The sequence below is a fragment of the Pseudomonas putida genome, from assembly GCF_028682175.1.
Taxonomy (GTDB): domain Bacteria; phylum Pseudomonadota; class Gammaproteobacteria; order Pseudomonadales; family Pseudomonadaceae; genus Aquipseudomonas; species Aquipseudomonas putida_AD.
On sequence record NZ_JANHKS010000055.1, the window covers coordinates 1 to 19,254 of the forward strand.

The window sequence follows — 19,254 nt, forward strand, 5'->3', positions numbered from 1 at the left end:
CCCCCGCCGGCAAGCCGTGCTGCTACGGGTCCGGGTTCAAAGCCCCGTTAACTCTTGAGCATGTCGTTCTCGATCCACTCGATCACCGACGTACGCTTGGGCGCCCAGCCCAGCAGTTCGCGGGCGTTCTTGCCGCGCACGCGGCTGTTCGAGCCCAGGCCATAGTTGGCCATTTCATAACCCCATTCGGCTTCCGCGTCCTTGAGCGGCCAGTCCTGCGCCTTGCCCAGGCCCATCGCGTGCGCCATGGCGTTGCTCATGTCGAGGAACGAGGCTTCGCCGCTCTCTACAAAATAGAAGGTGCCGGCGGGATTGTTCTCCAGCGCCAGTGCATACAGCTCGACCACATCATCGATGTGCACGTTGGACCAGATGTTGCCGCCGGTGCCGACATGACGCACCACGCCGCTCTTGCGAGCCTGTTTGAGCAGGCGCGGCAACTGCACGCTGTCGCGATTGACGCCCAGGCTGTGGCCGTAGATCAATGTGTTGCAGAGCACTGCCGAACGCACGCCCTGTTGCGCTGCGGCCAGCACCAGATCGTCGATGGCCACGCGAGCGGCCTTGTCCGGGGTGGCGGCAGGCAACTGGCCTTCGTAGTAGATCTTGTCGGTGCCCTTGCCGCCCGACGCATCGCCGACGATGCTCGAACCGCTGGTGTGCAGAAATGGTTTGTTGGAACCTTTGAGGCCCTCGATCAACGCCTCGACCGCGCCACGGTGGTCGCTGCTGGCGGCGTTGATGACCGCGTCGGCCTTGCGCGCCTGCTCGATCAGCAGCGCCTTGTCATCCAGGGTGCCGACGACCGCCGACATGCCCAACGCCTTGAGTTCGTCCGCCTGCTCGGCGCTGCGCACCAGGCCCGTGACGTGGTGGCCCTTGCGGGTAAGGCCGGTTGCGATGGAGCCACCAATGAAACCTGCTGCGCCGGTGATGAAGATATTCATGAGCGTGATCCCGTGTCGTGGAAAAGATGGAAACAGTATCTGCCCGACATTCCTTGCAAAAAACCACCGCCAGACCAAATGACTCTTGCGTAGAAATCACGAATCTTATGAACAACCAGCGTACCTGGAGGAGTGAGCTTGCTCGCGATTGCATTCGTTCAGACACATTGATGCTGACTGACGCACCGCCATCGCGAGCAAGCTCACTCCTACAGGGTTCAGGTCGTAATCTACCTGCGAAGATTCAACGCCACCACACTGCTCAACACCACGACCGCCCCCACGATCACCATCGGCGAGGGGATTTCACCCAACAGCACCGAAGCGATGGCAATCGCCATGGGTGGCGTAAGGTACAGGCTCATCGTGGCGCGGCTGGCCTCCATGTGCTTGAGCACATAGGCCCAGGCCAGGTAGGCCAGCGCACTGGGGAACAGCCCCAAGACACCCACCGCCACATTGACCCGCAGCGGCGCATTGACAATCTCGCCGACCAGCCCCGGCAAGTACACCAGCAGAAAAAACGTACCGGCCCAGACCGTGTAACAGACCATGGTCAGCCCGTCATAGCGATGACTGTGGCGTCTTTGCAGGGAGAAATACAGGCTCCAGGAGAACGCCGCCAAGAGGATCAACAAGGCCCGAGCATCGACATGGCCAAACCCGCGATCTCCCAGAATCACTATTCCCACGCCGACCAGCCCCCACGTCACGCAGAACCAGCGCCAGGGGTTGACCCGCTCCTTGAACACGAAATGCGCCAGCAGCGCGGTGAACAGCGGCATCGACTGGATCAGCACGCTTGACGCTCCTGCGCTCACTCCCGGCTGGCCGAAGTTGAGGGCGATGTGGTGGAGGCTGACCGCGAAAAAGCCCAACACCGCCAGCAATGGCAGATCCCGCAGGCGCGGCAAGCTGATTTTCATCGACGAGGCGATCAACGCCATGAACACCGAGGCAATCAGAAACCGCAACAGTGCCAGGTGCCCCGGATCGTAGGCGAGCAATCCGATGCGAATCCCCGCCGGCGAGTAACCCCAACAGGCGATCACGAAGACCGTCGCCAACGCGACTTTCACCCCCTGCCAGCGGACATTCAGTTCCTGACCACCGGGCGCAATCACCACCGGCTCACTCACCACGCTCATGTTCCCACTCCTGCCGAAAGACCCCTTTGGCAATGAGTATCGAAACAACTTATGCTCACCACAACCGAACAATAATGACTCAACCATTCACTTTTGGTGACGCATGGAACTGGCCCAGCTTCGCATGTTCAAGACCGTTGCCGACACCGGCAGCATTGCCCGCGCAGCCGAGTTGCTGCACTGCGTGCCGTCGAATGTCACGGCGCGGATCAAGGCGCTGGAGGCGGAGCTTGGGACCGAGCTGTTCTTCCGCCATGGGCGCGGATTGCGCATCAGCCCTGCCGGGGAAATCTTTCTGAACTACGCCGCACGAATGCTCAGCCTGGCCGAGGAAGCCAAGCGCGCGGTGCATCCTGATGCGGCGCCTTCCGGGCCGTTGCGCATCGGCGCGATCGAGTCGTCCGCCACCTCGCGGCTGCCCCGATTGCTGGCGCGTTTTCATGCGCGCTATCCCGACGTCTCCCTTGAGCTGACCACCGGCACCGGCCCGCAATTGCTCGACGCCACCCTCAACCACAAGCTCGATGGCGCGATTGTCGCCATCGACGTCAAACGCCCGCGCCTCAAGCGCACTTCCATGTACCGCGAAGACCTGGTGCTGATCGCCGCCGAATCCCTGGGGCCGATCCGCAGCGCGGCGGACCTGGCCGGCAAGTCAATCTTCATGTGGCCCGAAGGCTGCCCCTATCGCGCGGCGCTTGAGCGCTGGTTGCTGAACAACGGTCAGAGCCAGCCGATCATCAGCATTGCCAGCTACGGCACCATCGTCGGTTGCGTCAGTGCCGGCGCTGGCGTGGCGCTGGTGCCCAAGGGGGTGTTCGAGCAGTACCACAAAGGCTCGGGCTGGGTCGGTTATGAATTCGCCGAACTGACGTCTATCGACAACCTGTTCTACTGGCACGAAAACGCCGAACACCACCCGGCGCGGGAGGCGTTCGTGGAGATGCTGCGCGCAGAATTTTCCGGCGCCGCGCAACCCTTGTAGGAGCGCGCTTGCCCGCGATGACGTCGTGTCAGACACATCGATGCCATATGACACACCGCAATCGCGGGCAAGCGCGCTCCTACGCCTTCGGCAGAATCATCAAGCGGCGTAGACCGCCAGCTTCTGCGCAATGAAATCCAGAAAGCATTGAATCCGCAGCGCCAGCTGCGAGTTGCGGTAGTACACCGCGTGGATCGGCTGGCGATAGCCGCTGTTGGCCTGGGAGAGGATCACTTTGAGCCGCCCGGCGCGGATGTCTTCGTGGGTCATGAAGTGCGACAGGCAGACGATGCCCTCCCCCGCCAACGCCAGTTGGCGCAATGTCTCACCGCTGGACGCCGACACCGTGGGCTGAATGAACAGACGGTCGCCGCCAGCATGACGCAGGGGCCAGTGGTTCAGGGTTTCAGTTTGGGTGAAGCCCAACAGCGAATGCCCGTTCAGCGCCTCGACGCTCTTGGGCGTGCCGTGTTTTTTCAGGTAATCGGGGCTGGCCAGAATGTTCAGCGGGCTGGTGCCCAGCGCTCGGGCATGCAGGGTCGAATCCGCCAGCGCGCCGATGCGGATCGCCACGTCGGTGCTCTGCTCCAGCAGATCGATGATCAGATCGTTGCTGTTCAACTCTAGCTGAATGTCCGGGTAGAGCGTACGAAACTCGGCTACGTAGGGCACGATGGAATGCAACATGAAAGGCGATGCGGCATTGATCCGCAAGCGCCCGGAAGGCGTCTGCTGGCGCAGCGACATGCGTTCTTCGAGGTCTTCCATCTGGCCCAGAATCTGCCGCGCACGCTCAAGGAAGAACTTGCCCTCCTCGGTCAGGTCCATGCGCCGCGTGGTGCGGTTGATCAACGTGGTGTCGAGCTTGGCCTCCAGCCGGGACAGGGTGCGGCTGATGGCCGATGGGGTCTGCCCCATCTGCTCGGCGGCGGCCGAAATCGAGCCGCTTTCAATCACGCAGACAAACACCTGCAATTCATCGGATCGGGCTTTCACTGTTGTCCTCCGCTCAAAACAGCCTGGATATTAGCGCCGTTTAGAACACAGGCAAAAAACCTTTGCTTAAAAAGCACAAATTCGCGAGCAATTGTTGACTTAGAATTTGGCCACTTTCATCACAGGAGGCCGCTATGAGCGAGCTGCACGGTTTCATCCTACATGCCCAGACCAAGCCTGAAAAAGCGGCCGAGTTCGAAGCTTTGTTCAGCAGCTATGTGGCGGCCAGCCGTAGCGAAGACGGCTGCATCGAGTACCACATGCTGCGCGACCAGCAGGACCCGACGCTGTTTATTTTTTATGAGATCTGGCAATCGACGGCGCATCTGGACGTGCACTCTGCCCTGCCGCACATGGCGAGTTTTTTCGAGCGCCGCATGGATTACCTGGTGCGGGACTTCGATATCCGTCGCGTCGACATGATCAGCCCCTCGTCTGCCGTTCGCTGAGTCAACCGGCAATCAGCAGGTGCAGGCCGAGCATCGCCATGCCGATGAAAAACACGCGCTTGAACACCAGGGCGCTGATGCGCTGACGCAGCCATTGGCCGATCATCATGCCCAACAGCGCCGGGATCACCGCCAGCAACGAGGCACTCATCTCGGCGCTGCCCAGCGCATTGTTCCAGAACAGCCCCGCACCCAGGGCGAGGGTCGAGACGGTGAACGACAGCCCCAGTGCCTGCACCAACTGGTTGCGGTCCAGGCCCAGCCCTTGAATGTACGGCACCGCCGGGATCACGAACACGCCGGTCGCCGAGGTAATCAGCCCGGTGACCAGCCCGCATAACGGCCCCAGCCACGCCTCGGCGCGGGGTGGCACTTTCAGCGTGGGCAGGAACAACCCGCACATCGCATAGACAAATAACGCCCCGCCCAATGCCCGGCCCATGCTGTGGGCGCTGCCCATGCCCAGCAGGTACGAGCCCAGCGCCGTACCGACGACGATCATCGCCAGCAGCGGCCAGAGCCTGGCCAGACAACTGCGCAGATGGCCACCTGCCGCCAGTTGCCAGAAGTTGGTGAAGGTCGAGGGGATCAGCAACAGCGCGGCAGCCTGCGTCGGCAGCATAGCCACGCCCAAAAGCCCCATGGCGACGGTGGGCAGGCCCATGCCGATCACCCCCTTGACCGTGCCGGCCAGCAGGAAGGTGAGCAACACCAGAGCAGTCAGGCTCCAGCCGATGTTTTGATACAGCGCGAGGAAGGTATTCATGGGGGTATGGTGAGCCGGTTCTGCGCCGTTGAAAATCTGCGATATATTGAGCCAGCCTTCGGATTTTACATACCCACTACACACCCGTAGCAGCACGGCTTGCCGGCGGGGGCGGTGGGTCAGAGAGTGATGTGCTGCCTGACACGACGCTCCCGCCGGCAAGCCGTGCTGCTACGGATGCGTCCACCAACCGGAATCCGCCATGCCATTCGACCTGATCGACCTCAAGCTTTTCCTCAACGTCAGCGAAGCGGGCAATATCACGGCTGGCGCTGCATTGAGCCACCTGTCCCTGGCCTCGGCCAGTGCACGGATTCGCGGGCTGGAATCGTTCCTGGGCATCGCCCTGCTCGAACGCGGCCGGCGTGGGGTCACGCCCACCGCTGCGGGCAAGGCGCTGGCCCAGCATGCGCGGCTGATTCTGCGTCAGGTCGAGCGCATGCAGGCCGACCTCACCGATTACGCCCAGGGCTTCAAGGGCCAGATTCGCCTCCTGTGCAACACCTCGGCGCTGAGCGAATACCTGCCCGAACGGCTGGCGGGCTTTCTGGCGACCCATCCCAATATCGACATCAACCTGGAAGAGCACCCCAGCCTGCGCATCCTTCACGCTGTGCGCCATGGCACTGCCGATATCGGCATCATCTCCAACGCCGTAGACGCCAGTGACCTGCAAACACTGCCGTTCTGCGCCGACCCGCTGAGCCTCGTCATGCCAGCCGATCACCCGTTGGCGCAGCTGCAACAGGTGCGCTTCAGCCAGGCGCTGGAATACGAATTCGTCGGCTTGGGCGTGAACAGCGCCATGGCGATCTATCTGGAAGAACAGGCGCTGCACCTGGGCCGTCGCCTGAAAACCCGGGTGCGGGCCGAGAGTTTCGACGGGGTGATGCGCATGGTCATGCATGGCGCAGGGCTGGGTGTGGTGCCGCAGGCGGCGGTCGAGCGGTTCGCAGGTTCAGGGCGATTGAAGGCCCAACAGCTGAGGGAGGTATGGGCCGACCGCAAGCTGCTGCTGTGCGCGCCGGACTTTGCCCTGCTGCCCGAATACGCCAAGGCCCTGGTGCGTCATCTGGGGGCTGAAACTGCGTTAATGGACACCTCGATGTCGAGCACAGACAACTGACCCCGCCAGGACGCCCCTAAGGTACGCGAGCGCAACTTTCGCAACCTCATCTGGAGCTGTCATGAGCAACTCGATCGTCCTTCTTCGCGACACCACGCCACTGCCCGTCGTAGACGCCTGCAAATGGGAGCGCATCGGCGGCGACCCGCACACCGTCAACCTCAACGCCTACACCAGCGCCGACGGCGAGAAGATCATGGGCACCTGGATCTGCACCCCGGGCAAATGGTACGTCGAGTACGTGAAATGGGAATACTGCGACTTCCAGGAAGGCTACTGCATCATCACCCCTGAAGGGAAAGAGCCGATCCACCTGAAGGCCGGCGACAAGTTCATCATCGAACCGGGCATGAAAGGCACCTGGGAAGTGGTCGAGACCGTGCGTAAGTATTTCGTGTTTGCCTGACCAGGCAAACGCCGCGCCACCCCGTAGCAGCCCGGCCGGGCGGCGTTCCGCTTGCCGGCGGGGGCGGTGTGTCTGTGACGAATGTGCCGTCTGATACACCGCTCCCGCCGGCAAGCCGCGCTGCTACGGATCGCTATTGGCCTGGCATCATCGTTACGATTCAAAGCCCCTTTTCCACCAGTGCACTGAACGCCTCAAGCTCCCCCCTCTCCACATCCGACACCGCAATGAAGCGCATGTGATTCTGCTGCCAGGCCACGATGTTGTAGCCGCGCAGCGACCGATCCTGGCGCGGCGTGTCGGCCTCTGTGGTCGGCACGATGAACAGGTTGATCACGTGCTTCGCCCGCCCGTATGACAAGGCCGCCGCCGTCTGATGTTGCAGGTAGTCCAGCCGCCCGCCGAGCAGCGGATAGCCTTGCTCGGCGAAGTCATGTACCGGCGGCGAAAAGTCCAGCTTGCCGGTAAACCAGGGCTTGACCGTGTGCCGGTCCGACGAGGCCACGTCATTCAGATGCCCGGCCATCAGCGAGCGCACGTGGCTCGACACCGCCTCCTCCATCCACGGCTGCTCGCCGGTTGGCGTGGCGATGTACAACACCAACGCCAGCGCCAGAGCCGCCGCGGAAAACGCCGGTGCCAGCCAGCCCTTGGCCCTCGCCAGCCACGACACGCGCTGTGCCGGCGGGGGCGCAAACACACTGCGCACCAGCAGGTCCGGCGCGGCGTAGTAGGGCGCGTGGCGCTTGACGCTGTCGATCAACAGCCTGGCCTGTTCGTACTGCTGCCGACATTCGGCGCAGCCTTGCAGATGCGTGGCGATTTCGGCCGCTGCGGCGGCGTCCAGTTCATCATCCAGATAACCGTGAAGGCTGACCCGGCAAATGGCGCACGTGAGGTCATTCATGGGCATGCAACCTCAGCAGTTCGAGCCTGAGCATCGACCGCGCCCGGGCCAGGCGCGACATCACCGTACCGATGGGAATGTCCACCACCCGGGCAATGTCCTTGTAGGCCAGGCCTTCGAGTTCCTTGAGCACGATCACCTCGCGAAAAGCCGGAGCCAGCGCCTGCAAAGCCCGCTGCAGCAGGGCGGCATCTTCGGCATGCATGGCCAGCGCCTCAGGGTTCTGTGCGTGGCTGAGCGCCAGGTCGTCCTCGGCGATTTCATCCCCCAGCGCGACCCAGCGCCCACCCGCCGCTGCCTTGAGCCAGCCGTAGCTTTCATGGCGCACGATGGTCAGGAACCAGGCCTTGGGATTGCCGTCGACGAACTGATGCACGAAGCGAAACGCCCGGAACGCACTGGCCTGCACCACATCCTGCGCCGCGTTCTCGTCGCCTGTCAGCCAACGGGCGAGGTTGTAGGCGGCGTCCATGTGGGGCGCGAACAATTCCTCGAATCGCTTCATGTCGGCTCCGGTCACTGATCCCCCTATAACCGCGCCCGCCCAGGTTTTATTCCCGGAAAAGAACATATTTTTGCACCCGGAATAAAAGCTCATGGCGCGGGGTTGTAAAGGGTGTCCGCTCAATTACCGAGCCATCAACGAGGGCATCGTCATGAACCGCCACCGCACCCCATCCGAAAAACGCACCGACGGCCCGCTCGACCCCGACCGCCGAACCTTGCTCAAGTGCTCGGCCTGGGCCGGCGCGGGCGTGATCTGGGCCATGGCCGGCGGCGTGCCGCGTGCCTTCGCGCTGGACAACAACGGTCAGCCCACTGACCCTGCGGCGATGAACAGCACGTTCCAGTTCGTGCAGATCAGCGACTCGCACATCGGCTTCAACAAGGAGGCCAATCCTGAGCCGGTGAAGACCCTGCAGGAAGCCATTGGCAAGGTCGTCGCCCTGCCCAGGCCTCCCTCACTGATCCTGCACACCGGAGACATCACGCACCTGTCCAAGGCGGCGGAATTCGACACCGCCGCGCAGATTCTCAAGGGACTGCCCGCCCCCGTGCATTACGTGCCCGGCGAACACGACACGCTCGATGAAGGCGGCGGCAAGCTGTACCTGGAGCGCTACGGCAAAGGCACGAAGGGCAACGGCTGGTACAGCTTCGACGACCATGGCGTGCACTTCATCGCTCTGGTGAACGTGTTCAATTTCCAGGCCGGGCGCGAGGCCAACCTGGGTGCCGATCAACTGGCCTGGCTGGCCGACGACCTGCGGGCGGTGTCAGCCAGCACGCCGGTGGTGGTGTTCACCCATATTCCGCTGTGGACGCTGTATCAGCCCTGGGGCTGGGGCACCGAGGACGGCGACCAAGCGATTGCCATGCTGCGCAACTACGGCTCGGTCACGGTGCTCAACGGCCACATTCATCAGGTGATCCAGAAGGTCGAGGGCAACATCACCTTTCACACCGCGCGCGGCACGGCCTACCCGCAGCCCGCCCCCGGCATGGCGCCCTCCCCCGGCCCGCTCACGGTGCCCGCCGATCAGTTGCGCAATTACCTGGGCATCACCGATGTGCGCGCCACCCAGGGCGAGCATCCGTTGGCGTTGATTGATTCAACCCTGGCCTAGCCGCCCCCCCCCTCCCCCGTAGCAGCACGGCTTGCCGGCGGGAGCGGTGTGTCTATGACAAATGTGCCGTCTGATACGCCGCCCCCGCCGGCAAGCCGTGCTGCTACGGAGTGAACCTCATACTTCCATAGGGAACGCACATCATGAAAACCCTCATCCACGCCGCTTTGCTCTCGACTCTCATCATCACCCTGCCCGCCTTCGCCCAGGACGTTCGCATCAACATCAAGGACTTCATGTTCGCCCCCACGCAGTTGAATATCCCGGTCGGCAGCACGGTGACCTGGGTCAACGACGACCAGATCCCCCACACCGTCATGGAAACCCACAAGGCCTTCCACTCGGCGGCGCTGGACACCGACGACAGCTTCACTTTCCAGTTCGATAACGCCGGCACGTTCGAGTATTTCTGCGCGCTGCACCCGCAGATGATCGGCAGGATCGTGGTCGGAGGTTAAGGCCGCTTGAGCCCCTCGCACCAGCGATTCAAGGTACGCACGAACTCCACCGACGCCGCGCTCTGCCAGGCATTGCGCCTGCGCAGCAGTGCGGCGCTGCGTTGCGGCGCGCCACTATGCAGCGGGATCGCGAACACCCCGCGCGCCTGGGTGGCGGTGTCCTGGGGCAGGATCGTGGCCACCGGCATATGCCGCACGATTTCCAGAATCGCGCTGACTGAATTGGCCTGCATGTTCACCGTGGGCGCGATGCCATGCTCGCGGCAGTAATCATCGATGCTGGTGCGGGTGATGAAATCCCTGGTCAGCAGCACCAGCGGCAGGCTCGCCAGCTCCTCGCCTGTCAGCGCCGCTTCGCGCCCGAACAGCGGATGGACCTGCCCCACCATCACGCTGAGGGTTTCCACGAACAGCGGCACGCAGTCGATGTCCGGGTCGCGTACGCCGGTGAAGGCAATGGCCAGGTCGAGGCTGTCATCAGCCAGCCGCGCCTCGATCTCGTCCAGCGACAGCTCGAACACACTCAGGCGAATACCCGGATGCCGGCTGCTGAATTCGCGAATCAGCGGCCCGGCCAGGTACGCCATGAAAGTCGGCGTCATCGCCAGCCGCAGGGTGCCCCGCGAAAGGTCCTTCACGTCGTGGATCGCCCGGTTGGCTGCCTCCAGATCACGCATCACTTTGCGCGCGTACTCGATGTACGCCGCTCCGGCATCGGTGGGCCTGACCACCCGCGCAGAGCGGTCGAGCAACTCGGCACCAAGGCTTTCTTCCAGTTGCCGGATCTGCTGCGACAGGGTCGGTTGCGAGACGTGCAAAGCCTGCGCGGCGCGGCTGAAATTGCCGTGATCGGCCACCGCCAGCAGGTATTTGAGATGACGCAGCAGCATGGCTGACTCCTATAGGCATCACTTATAGAAACTATTGTAGATGGGTCTTGGACGCTATAGCCGGGCAGGATCAGTATCGATCCCACAGCACGACTCCACAGACACCAGCCAACAGGTCCTTGCCATGAAAGCGCTCATCGACGGTCTGCTCAAATTCCAGAGCGAAGCGTTTCCCAAACGCGCCGAACTGTTCAAACACCTGGCCAGCACACAAAGCCCGGCCACCCTGTTCATCACCTGCTCCGACAGCCGCGTGGTCCCGGAGCTGCTGACCCAGCAGGAGCCCGGCGAGCTGTTCGTGATCCGCAATGCGGGCAACATCGTGCCCTCCTACGGCCCTGAACCGGGCGGTGTGTCGGCCACGGTGGAATACGCGGTCGCGGTGCTCGGCGTGACCGACATCGTGATCTGCGGCCACTCCGACTGCGGCGCCATGACCGCCATCGCCCAGTGCAAATGCATGGACCACCTGCCTGCCGTGGCCAGCTGGTTGCGTCACGCCGAGTCGGCGCGCGTCATCAACAGCGCCCGCAGCCATGTGAGTGACACCGCCAAGGTGGGCTCGATGGTCCGTGAAAACGTCATCGCGCAACTGGCCAACATCCAGACTCACCCCAGCGTGCGCCTGGCCCTGGAGCAAGGCCGCCTGAACCTGCACGGCTGGGTCTACGACATCGAAACCGGCACGGTCGACGCGCTCGATGGCGCAACCCGTCGCTTCGTGCCGCTGGCCCGCCACCCCCACACCTACGCTCTACAGGCCCAACGCAACAGCGACGTCGCCTGAACCCCACACCCGTCCCCGAGGAGAATCACCATGCAACAGTCCAACGCCTATCAAGATCCAAGCCTGGCCCTGACCGCCAAGATCATCGACATCAAGTCGCAGAAGGGCCTGTCGTTCGAGCAACTGGCCGAAGGCACCGGCCTGAGCCTGACCTACGTCACCGCCGCGCTGCTGGGCCAACACCCGCTGCCCGCCAACGTCGCGCAGATCATCGGCCAGCGCCTGGAACTCAACGATGACGACGTTCGCCAACTGCAATCCATCCCGCTGCGCGGCAGCATCGGCCACGGCGTGCCGACCGACCCGACTGTCTATCGCTTCTACGAGATGATCCAGGTCTACGGCACCACCTTGAAAGCCATCGTCCACGAGCAGTTCGGCGACGGCATCATCAGCGCCATCAACTTCAAGATGGACATCAAGAAAGTCGAAGACCCGGAAGGCGGCTCCCGCGCGGTGATCACCCTGGACGGCAAGTTCCTGCCTTACAAACCGTTCTAACCCTACGGCCGCTTCGCACATCACCGTAGCAGCACGGCTTGCCGGCGGGAGCGGTGTGTCTATGACGAATGTACCGTCTGATACGCCGCCCCCGCCGGCAAGCCGTGCTGCTACGGAATCAAAAGCTGGCAGGTTTCCATTTCTGCCAAGTCCACTTGCCATTTGAACCATGTCCCCGCCCGCTGGTTTTTCCTAGGATCGGCCCTCCACGTATCCGAGGGAGAATGCTGATGTCCGATACCACCGAACGCCTGTGGGGGGCGCGGTTCAAGTCCGGCCCGGCCGAGGCCATGGCCAACCTGTCGCGCTCGCCTGCCGTGTATTTCCGCATGACGCCCTACGACGTCGCAGGCTCTCGCGCCCACGGCCATGAACTGCAACGCGCAGGCTTGTTGAGCGCCGATGAAACCGATCGCATCATCGCCTGCCTTGAATCGATCAAGGACGACTTCGCTGAGGGCAAGATTCAGCCCATCGCCGCCGACGAGGACGTGCACACCTTCATCGAGCGCCTGTTGACCGAACGCCTCGGCGCGCTGGGCGGCAAGCTGCGAGCCGGTCGCTCGCGCAACGACCAGACCGCCAACGACATGCGCCTGTTCCTGCGGGACCGGGTCCGCACCCTGACCCTGTCGATCCTCGAGCTGCAACAGGCCCTGGTCGCCCAGGCCGAACAGCACCTGCACACCATCGCCCCCGGCTTCACGCACCTGCAACAGGCTCAGCCGATTGTCTTCGCCCATCACCTGATGGCCCACGCCCAGGCGATTTCCAGGGACATCCAGCGGCTGCAGGACTGGGACCGACGCTTCAGCCTGTCGCCCTTGGGCGCGGCGGCCATGGCGGGCTCGGCCATCGCCCGCGACCTGCAAAGTTCGGCGAAAGAGCTGGGTTACGCAGGCCCCTGCGAGAACTCCATCGATGCCGTCGCCAGCCGCGATCACGTCGCCGAATTCCTGTTCTGCGCCAGCATGCTGGGCATCAACATCTCGCGCATGGCCGAGGAATTCTGCCTGTGGACGTCGCGCCAGTTCCGCTGGGTCGAGCTGGACGATGCCTATGCCACCGGCAGCTCGATCATGCCGCAGAAGAAAAACCCCGACATCGCCGAACTGGCGCGGGGCAAGTCAGGCCGTCTGATCGGTTCGCTGACGGCGATTCTGTCGGTGCTCAAGGCTCAGCCGCTGTCTTACAACCGTGATTTGAGCGAAGACAAAAACGCGGTGTTCGACGCGGTGGATACCCTGGATCTGGTGCTCCCGGCGTTCGCGGGAATGGTGCGGACCATGACCGTGCGCAAGGACGAACTGCTGCGTCAGGCGCCGTTGGGCTTCACTCTGGCCACCGAAGTTGCGGACTGGCTGGCGGTGCGCGGCGTGCCGTTCAAGGAAGCCCACGAGATTACCGGGCAACTGGTGCAGCTCTGCGAAGCGCAGGAGATAGGCCTTGAGGAATTGACCCCGCAGATGCTGGCCGACACCGATGCACGGCTGACGCCTGAAGTGCTGCAAGCCCTGACCCTGGATGCTGCCCTGGCAGCCCGCAGTGGCTGGGGTGGAACCTCGCCGGTGCGCGTGGCGGAGCAGATCGAGCGGTTCAAGGCGCAGTTGGTCGCGCAGGAGACATGGGCCAAGGACTACAACGGCCCACGTGGCTGACCTAACCACCGTCCTGTAGGAGTGAGCTTGCTCGCGATTGCGTTCTTTCATTCAGAAATCTGTATCTGACACACCGCTATCGCGAGCAAGCTCACTCCTACAGGTTTTGTGTGTGGCGGGAAGGCTCACTCCTTCTTCAAATACCCCTCAATCACCGCCGAAAAATCCTTCCCGCCATCCCCACGCAAACTCATCGCCTGATATAGCTGATGGGCGATAGCTCCGAGAATCACCGGTTGATGCGCCGCCTTCGCTGCGTCGGTGGCCAGGCCCAGATCCTTGAGCATCAGCTCGGCACCAAAACCGCCGGTGTATCCCCGCGAAGCCGGCGCGGTTTCGACGATGCCGGGCCAGGGGTTGTACATCTCCGAACTCCAGCAACGCCCGGTCGAGCTGTTGATGATCGTGGCCAGCACCGCCGTGTCGATCCCCAGCCGGTCGCCCAGGGCCATGGCCTCGGACACACCGATCATCGAAATCCCCAGCAGCATGTTGTTGCAGATCTTGGCGATCTGCCCGGTGCCCACATCGCCGCAATGCACGATGTTGCGGCCCATCTGCGCCAGGATCGGCTTGAGCACGGTGTAATGCTCCAGGCTCGCGCCAACCATGAAGGTCAGGGTGCCAGCCTGTGCGCCGCCCGTGCCACCGGACACCGGCGCATCGCCCACCACCACACCTTGCTTGGCGGCCACGGCGGCGACATCGCGGATGGTCTGCGGATCGATGGTGCTGCAATCCACCGCAGGCACGCCGGCGGAAATCCCGGCCAGCACGCCGTCTTCGTTCAGATAGACCGCCCGCACATGAGCGGCCGCCGGGAGCATGGTGATGACCAGTTCCGCGCCTTCTGCGGCGTGTTTGGGCGACTCGCTGATGCGGCTGCCCAGCTCCGACAGCTCGGCCAGCACCTGCTTGTTGAGGTCGAACAGATGCAACTGATGCCCGGCCCGGATCAGGTTGCGCGCCATCGGCGCACCCATGTTGCCCAGACCGATGAATGCGATTTTCATGGTGTTCTCCTTATCAATGTCAGATCCGAACGCCGCCCCTTGTAGGAGTGAGCTTGCTCGCGATGAGGTCCTTTCAGTCAGAACATCTTCAACTGACAGACTGCAATCGCGAGCAAGCTCACTCCTACAGGACTTACGTCGTCCGGAACTGCGGCTCAGCGCAGATTGATCGTCGTGTTCACCCCGTCATTCACGCTGTCGTCGTCGAACCAGCGGCTGGTGACGGTCTTGGTCTGAGTGTAGAACTGCACCACCTGTTTGCCGTACGGGCCCAGATCGCCGAGTTTCGAGCCCCGCGAGCCAGTAAAGCTGAAGAACGGCACCGGCACCGGAATCGGGATGTTGATGCCCACCTGGCCGATGTCGATTTCGCTCTGGAATTTGCGCGCCGCCGCGCCGCTCTGGGTGAACAGGCCGACGCCGTTGCCGAACGGGTTGGCGTTGACCAGTTCGATGGCCTGATCCAGGGTGTCGACTTCGATGACACAGAGCACCGGCCCGAAGATTTCCTGGGTGTAGATCTGCATCTGGGTGGTCACACCGGTGAACAGGGTCGGGCCGACAAAGTTGCCCTCCTCGTAACCGGGCACCTGGATCCCGCGGCCGTCCAGTTCCAGCTTCGCGCCTTCCTTCACACCGCTTTCGATCAGGTCCAGGATCCGCTGCCTGGCACGCTTTGAAATCACCGGCCCGACATCGGTGCCTGGCTCGTTCCCGGCATTGACCTTGAGCTTCTGCGCCAGTGCCTTGAGGTCAGGAATCCACTGCTTCGACGCGCCGACCAGCACCACCACCGAGGTCGCCATGCAACGCTGCCCGGCCGCACCGAAACCTGCGCCCACCAGCGCGTTGAGGGTCTGCTCGCGGTTGGCATCGGCCAGCACCACGGCGTGGTTCTTGGCACCCATCATCGATTGCACGCGCTTGCCGTGCTTGCCCGCCAGGTCATAGACGTGGGTACCGACCGCAGTCGAACCGACGAAGGAAATCGCCTTGATGTCCTTGTGGGTGCAGATCGCGTCCACCACCTCCTTGCCGCCGTGCACGACGTTGAGCACACCCGCTGGAACCCCGGCCTCGACCGCCAGTTCCACCAGCAGCATGGTCGACATCGGGTCCTGCTCGGACGGCTTGAGCACGAAGGTGTTGCCGCAGGCGATGGCCATCGGGAACATCCACAGCGGAATCATCGCCGGGAAGTTGAACGGTGTGATGCCCGCACACACGCCCAGGGGCTGGCGCAAGGTGTAGGTGTCGACGCCGCCTGCGACGTTCTCGGCGAACTCGCCCATCTGCAGGGTGCCGATGGAGCAGGCGTGCTCGACCACTTCGAGGCCGCGAAAGATGTCGCCCTCGGCGTCGGCGATGGTCTTGCCCTGTTCGGCACTGAGCACCACGGCGACGCGTTTGGAATGCTCGCGAATCAACGCCTGCAACTTGAGCATGATGCGCATGCGGGCGCCGATGGGCGTGTCGCGCCAGGTCTTGAAGGCCTTGTGCGCGGCGGCGACGGCGGCGTCCACTTCAGCGGCGGTGGCAAACGGCACCTTGGCCAGCACTTGCTGTGTCGCCGGGTTGACCACGTCCAGCCATTCGCTGGATTGCGACTCGACCCATTCGCCGTCGATCAGCAGTTTCACGCGGGCCACTGTGGTGTTGTTCTGATTCAGTGAAACGTTCATTGCAGATACTCCATTCTCGATTCGACACAGCCTCTACGGGCGTGGTTTGTGGCGCGGCGGGTCGCGCTTCATCAATGCGGTACAAACCAGCGCCACCAGCGCCATGCCCACCAGGTAAACGATCACGTAATGCGGACTGCCTCCGCCCATGGCCAGCAATTGCGTGGCGATCATCGGCGCGAAGCCGCCGCCCAGCACGCCTGCCAGTTGCACGGACACCGAGATGCCGCTGTAGCGGATTTCAGCCGGGAATTGTCGGGCGAACAGCAGGGATTCCGGCGCATACAGAATCGGAAAGACCACGCCCACCGCCAGCACCATCGCCCACCACACCAACAGCGGATCGCGGGTGCCGAGCATGGCGAAGAACGGATAGACGAAGGCGCAGAGCAGCAACAGGCCGGCGAAGTACAGGCGCTTCTGGCCGACGCGGTCGGAGATGCGGCCGCACAGCGGCATGGTCACCAGCGACAAGGCAGCCCCTGCAGTGATGGCCCCCAATACATCGGCTCGGGGGATCTGCAACTGGTTGGCCGCATAGGCCAGGGCGAAGGTCACCGACATGTAGAACCAGGCGTTCTCGGCGGTGCGTGCGCCGATGATGGTCAGGGTCTCCCGGGGGTGATCGCGGAACACCTTGAACAGCGGCACCTTGACTGCGATCTTGTCCTTTTTCAGCTTCTCGAAGTCAGGGGATTCCGGGACTTTCAGGCGAATCAGCCAGCCCACGCCGAGCAACACGACGCTGGCCAGAAACGGAATCCGCCAGCCCCAACTGAGCATGTCCTCTTCGGGCAGCTTGGCGACCATCGCCATGGCCAGCGACGCCAGCACCAACCCGGCGCCGACGCCGGTCTGCGGCAGGCTGCCATAGAAGCCTTTCTTGCCTTCGGGCGCGTGTTCGACAGCCATCAACACCGCCCCGCCCCACTCGCCGCCGACCGCCATGCCTTGCAGAAAGCGCATCGCCACCAGGATCACGGCGGCCCAGTAGCCGATCTGCTGATAGGTGGGAATCAGGCCGATGATGATGGTCGGGATACCCATGAGCATCAGGGTGAACAGCAGCATGGACTTGCGCCCGATGCGGTCGCCGAAATGGCCGAACACGATGCCGCCCAGCGGGCGTCCGAGAAAGCCCACGGCATAGGTGGCAAACGCCGCCAGCACACCGATGATCGGGTCCAGTGCCGGGAAGAAGATTTTGTTGAAGATCAGGGCGGCGGCCGTGCCGTAGAGGAAAAAGTCATACCACTCGATGGTGGTCCCGGCCATGCTTGCAGCGCCGGCCAGACGGTAGGCCTTGGTCTTGGATCTGGCAGCACTGGCGTCAGGTGCGCCAGCGTTCGCCGTTATAGCGTTCTTCATAAACTCCTCCGCTTATTTATTGTTGTGCAGGGTGTTATGGCGTGTGGGTGATGCGGTTAAGGGGCTGTGGATTACTCAATCAGACAGGTGGAGATTCCGTAGCAGCACGGCTTGCCGGCGGGGGCGGCCTCAAGATCGCTCCCGCCGGCAAGCCGTGCTGCTACGAGGTACGTTGAGCACGCAAGGCATTGGTTTGGCCTGTGCTTCGGAGTATAGATGTGCAAACTTCTAACAAGAACGCACATAAAAGCAGGTCCAACATGCAAAAAAACATCACCTCCCTGAGTGCGCTGAACTGGGATGACCTGAAGTTTTTTCTGGAAGTGGCCCGCACTCGCAAGGCCAGTTCGGCGGCCAAGCGGCTCGCGGTGGACTACACCACCGTGTCGCGGCGGATCAATTCGCTGGAGGCCTCGCTGGGCACGCTGCTGTTCGAGAAATCGCGCAACAACGGTTTCGTGCTGACCGCCGAGGGCCAGCGATTGCTGGGGTCGGCGGAATCCATCGAAAGCACGCTGCACATTGCCTGCGAACAGGTATCAGGCTCTGGCGTCGCCTTGTCGGGCCATGTACGGATGGGCTGCACCGAGGGATTCGGCAGTTTCTTCGTCACGCCTCAGTTGAGCCACTTCACCGACACCTACCCGGCGATCTCGGTGGACATCCTGCCGCTGCCGCATTTCATCAGCCTGTCCAAGCGCGAGGCCGACATCGTCATCGCCCTGGAGCGCCCGGAGCACGGGCCCTACGTGTGCTGCAAGCTATGCGACTACAACCTGCGGCTGTACGCCACCCAGGAATACCTGGAGCGCCACGCGCCGATCCAGCGCATCGAGGATTTGGCCGACCACCCGTTCATCAGCTACGTCGATGACCTGACCTTCAGCAACGAACTGCTCTACCTGAACAACCTGCTCCCCGGCGCCCACGCCCCGCTGCGCAGCACCAGCGTCATCGCCCAGTACATCGCCGCCCTGCAAGGCCGGGCACTGGCGATCCTGCCGTGCTTCCTCGCGGCGCAGGATGCGCGATTGCTGCCGGTGCTGGAATCCCAGGTGAACATCACGCGGCAGTTCTGGATGTATTGCCGCGAGGACCTGAGGAAGCTCAAGCGGATCACGTTGTTATGGGACTACATCCGCCAGACCACTGAGCAGAATCAGGCGTTTTTGTTGGGGGAATCCCGGATCATGTCGTTCGTGGATTAGTCGACGAAACCTGACTCACAACATACCTGTAGGAGTGAGCTTGCTCGCGATAGCTGTCTGCCAGATGTAGACGTTTCGATTGAAAGAAGGCAATCGCGAGCAAGCTCACTCCTACAGGGAAACTGTGCTTCCACCTCTAGATCGCACCTTGCCACCATAGTTTAGAAATCTCTGAACTATGCATTTGAGCTTTCCTATTCTTTCCGTTCATCGGGCGCACCTAAGATCGGCTCCAATAAAGGAGCCCGTCCATTCAGAGACACGGCCCGAAGATTGCCTTTTTCAGATGTGACTGCCGCTGTACCCCGTTTCGGCTCGCGCCGGGGCGAAG

20 protein-coding genes are annotated in these 19,254 nt (G+C 62.7%); 10 read left to right on the forward strand and 10 right to left on the reverse strand.

Annotated features, from left to right (window positions below):
* Nucleotides 1-47 precede the first annotated feature (47 nt).
* Both NPS29_RS24945 and NPS29_RS24950 read right to left on the reverse strand, forming a co-directional pair.
* Complete coding sequence (locus NPS29_RS24945) at nucleotides 48-947, reverse strand: NAD-dependent epimerase/dehydratase family protein (protein ID WP_274135868.1); 900 nt, start codon at nucleotides 945-947, stop codon at nucleotides 48-50.
* A gap of 230 nt (nucleotides 948-1,177) precedes the next feature.
* The gene (locus NPS29_RS24950; RefSeq protein ID WP_274135870.1) at nucleotides 1,178-2,095 is read right to left on the reverse strand and encodes a DMT family transporter; all 918 of its coding nucleotides are present in this window, start codon (nucleotides 2,093-2,095) and stop codon (nucleotides 1,178-1,180) included.
* Between the two features lie 103 nt (nucleotides 2,096-2,198).
* On the opposite strand from NPS29_RS24950, the gene NPS29_RS24955 reads away from it, so the two are divergent.
* Nucleotides 2,199-3,080 (forward strand): LysR family transcriptional regulator, encoded by an 882-nt coding sequence (locus NPS29_RS24955; RefSeq protein ID WP_274135872.1) that lies wholly within the window; start codon nucleotides 2,199-2,201, stop codon nucleotides 3,078-3,080.
* A 99-nt stretch (nucleotides 3,081-3,179) separates the two neighbouring features.
* Here the strand turns inward: NPS29_RS24955 and NPS29_RS24960 are convergent, their stop codons facing one another.
* Complete coding sequence (locus NPS29_RS24960) at nucleotides 3,180-4,076, reverse strand: LysR family transcriptional regulator (protein ID WP_274135874.1); 897 nt, start codon at nucleotides 4,074-4,076, stop codon at nucleotides 3,180-3,182.
* Nucleotides 4,077-4,210: 134 nt separating this feature from the next.
* On the opposite strand from NPS29_RS24960, the gene NPS29_RS24965 reads away from it, so the two are divergent.
* A complete protein-coding gene (locus NPS29_RS24965) occupies nucleotides 4,211-4,525 on the forward strand; it encodes a putative quinol monooxygenase (RefSeq protein ID WP_274135875.1) in 315 nt (104 codons plus the stop codon).
* A 1-nt stretch (nucleotide 4,526) separates the two neighbouring features.
* Here NPS29_RS24965 and NPS29_RS24970 read toward each other — a convergent pair whose 3' ends face one another.
* The gene (locus NPS29_RS24970) at nucleotides 4,527-5,291 is read right to left on the reverse strand and encodes a sulfite exporter TauE/SafE family protein (RefSeq protein ID WP_274135877.1); all 765 of its coding nucleotides are present in this window, start codon (nucleotides 5,289-5,291) and stop codon (nucleotides 4,527-4,529) included.
* Nucleotides 5,292-5,493: 202 nt separating this feature from the next.
* Here NPS29_RS24970 and NPS29_RS24975 point away from each other — a divergent pair, with 202 nt between their 5' ends.
* Entirely contained in the window at nucleotides 5,494-6,417 is a 924-nt protein-coding gene (locus NPS29_RS24975; protein ID WP_274135879.1) for a LysR substrate-binding domain-containing protein, read from the forward strand.
* Nucleotides 6,418-6,478: 61 nt separating this feature from the next.
* A complete protein-coding gene (locus NPS29_RS24980) occupies nucleotides 6,479-6,823 on the forward strand; it encodes a cupin domain-containing protein (protein ID WP_274135881.1) in 345 nt (114 codons plus the stop codon).
* A gap of 160 nt (nucleotides 6,824-6,983) precedes the next feature.
* On the opposite strand, the gene NPS29_RS24985 is transcribed toward NPS29_RS24980, so the two are convergent.
* Both NPS29_RS24985 and NPS29_RS24990 read right to left on the reverse strand, forming a co-directional pair.
* Nucleotides 6,984-7,730 carry an anti-sigma factor family protein gene (locus tag NPS29_RS24985; RefSeq protein ID WP_274135882.1) on the reverse strand — a complete coding sequence of 249 codons (747 nt, stop codon included), beginning with the start codon at nucleotides 7,728-7,730 and terminating at the stop codon, nucleotides 6,984-6,986.
* Nucleotides 7,723-8,235: a sigma-70 family RNA polymerase sigma factor gene (locus NPS29_RS24990; protein ID WP_274135883.1), complete on the reverse strand. Its 513-nt coding sequence runs from the start codon at nucleotides 8,233-8,235 to the stop codon at nucleotides 7,723-7,725. The genes NPS29_RS24985 and NPS29_RS24990 overlap by 8 nt, the downstream gene beginning before the upstream one ends.
* Nucleotides 8,236-8,386: 151 nt before the next feature.
* Here NPS29_RS24990 and NPS29_RS24995 point away from each other — a divergent pair, with 151 nt between their 5' ends.
* Both NPS29_RS24995 and NPS29_RS25000 read left to right on the forward strand, forming a co-directional pair.
* Entirely contained in the window at nucleotides 8,387-9,358 is a 972-nt protein-coding gene (locus NPS29_RS24995) for a metallophosphoesterase family protein (protein ID WP_274135884.1), read from the forward strand.
* Nucleotides 9,359-9,501: 143 nt separating this feature from the next.
* On the forward strand, nucleotides 9,502-9,816 hold the full coding sequence (locus NPS29_RS25000) for a cupredoxin domain-containing protein (RefSeq protein WP_274135886.1): 315 nt from the start codon (nucleotides 9,502-9,504) through the stop codon (nucleotides 9,814-9,816).
* Here the strand turns inward: NPS29_RS25000 and cynR are convergent.
* Nucleotides 9,813-10,706 (reverse strand): transcriptional regulator CynR, encoded by an 894-nt coding sequence (cynR, locus tag NPS29_RS25005; protein ID WP_274135887.1) that lies wholly within the window; start codon nucleotides 10,704-10,706, stop codon nucleotides 9,813-9,815. The two genes, NPS29_RS25000 and cynR, sit on opposite strands and share 4 nt — an antisense overlap.
* Before the next feature lie 124 nt (nucleotides 10,707-10,830).
* Between cynR and NPS29_RS25010 the strand changes: the two genes are divergently transcribed.
* From NPS29_RS25010 to argH, 3 genes are all read left to right on the forward strand, one after another.
* Nucleotides 10,831-11,493 (forward strand): carbonic anhydrase, encoded by a 663-nt coding sequence (locus tag NPS29_RS25010; RefSeq protein WP_274135888.1) that lies wholly within the window; start codon nucleotides 10,831-10,833, stop codon nucleotides 11,491-11,493.
* A gap of 30 nt (nucleotides 11,494-11,523) precedes the next feature.
* A complete protein-coding gene (cynS, locus tag NPS29_RS25015; protein ID WP_274135890.1) occupies nucleotides 11,524-11,994 on the forward strand; it encodes a cyanase in 471 nt (156 codons plus the stop codon).
* Nucleotides 11,995-12,224: 230 nt separating this feature from the next.
* The gene (gene argH, locus NPS29_RS25020; protein ID WP_274135891.1) at nucleotides 12,225-13,652 is read left to right on the forward strand and encodes an argininosuccinate lyase; all 1,428 of its coding nucleotides are present in this window, start codon (nucleotides 12,225-12,227) and stop codon (nucleotides 13,650-13,652) included.
* Nucleotides 13,653-13,777: 125 nt separating this feature from the next.
* Here argH and mmsB read toward each other — a convergent pair whose 3' ends face one another.
* From mmsB to NPS29_RS25035, 3 genes are all read right to left on the reverse strand, one after another.
* Nucleotides 13,778-14,665, reverse strand: a complete 888-nt coding sequence (mmsB, locus tag NPS29_RS25025) for a 3-hydroxyisobutyrate dehydrogenase (protein WP_274135892.1) — start codon at nucleotides 14,663-14,665, stop codon at nucleotides 13,778-13,780.
* 155 nt (nucleotides 14,666-14,820) lie between these two features.
* On the reverse strand, nucleotides 14,821-16,347 hold the full coding sequence (locus tag NPS29_RS25030) for a CoA-acylating methylmalonate-semialdehyde dehydrogenase (RefSeq protein WP_274135894.1): 1,527 nt from the start codon (nucleotides 16,345-16,347) through the stop codon (nucleotides 14,821-14,823).
* Nucleotides 16,348-16,380: 33 nt separating this feature from the next.
* Nucleotides 16,381-17,715, reverse strand: a complete 1,335-nt coding sequence (locus NPS29_RS25035; RefSeq protein ID WP_274135896.1) for an MFS transporter — start codon at nucleotides 17,713-17,715, stop codon at nucleotides 16,381-16,383.
* 260 nt (nucleotides 17,716-17,975) lie between these two features.
* On the opposite strand from NPS29_RS25035, the gene NPS29_RS25040 reads away from it, so the two are divergent.
* Nucleotides 17,976-18,923: a LysR family transcriptional regulator gene (locus tag NPS29_RS25040; protein ID WP_274135898.1), complete on the forward strand. Its 948-nt coding sequence runs from the start codon at nucleotides 17,976-17,978 to the stop codon at nucleotides 18,921-18,923.
* Nucleotides 18,924-19,254 lie beyond the last annotated feature (331 nt).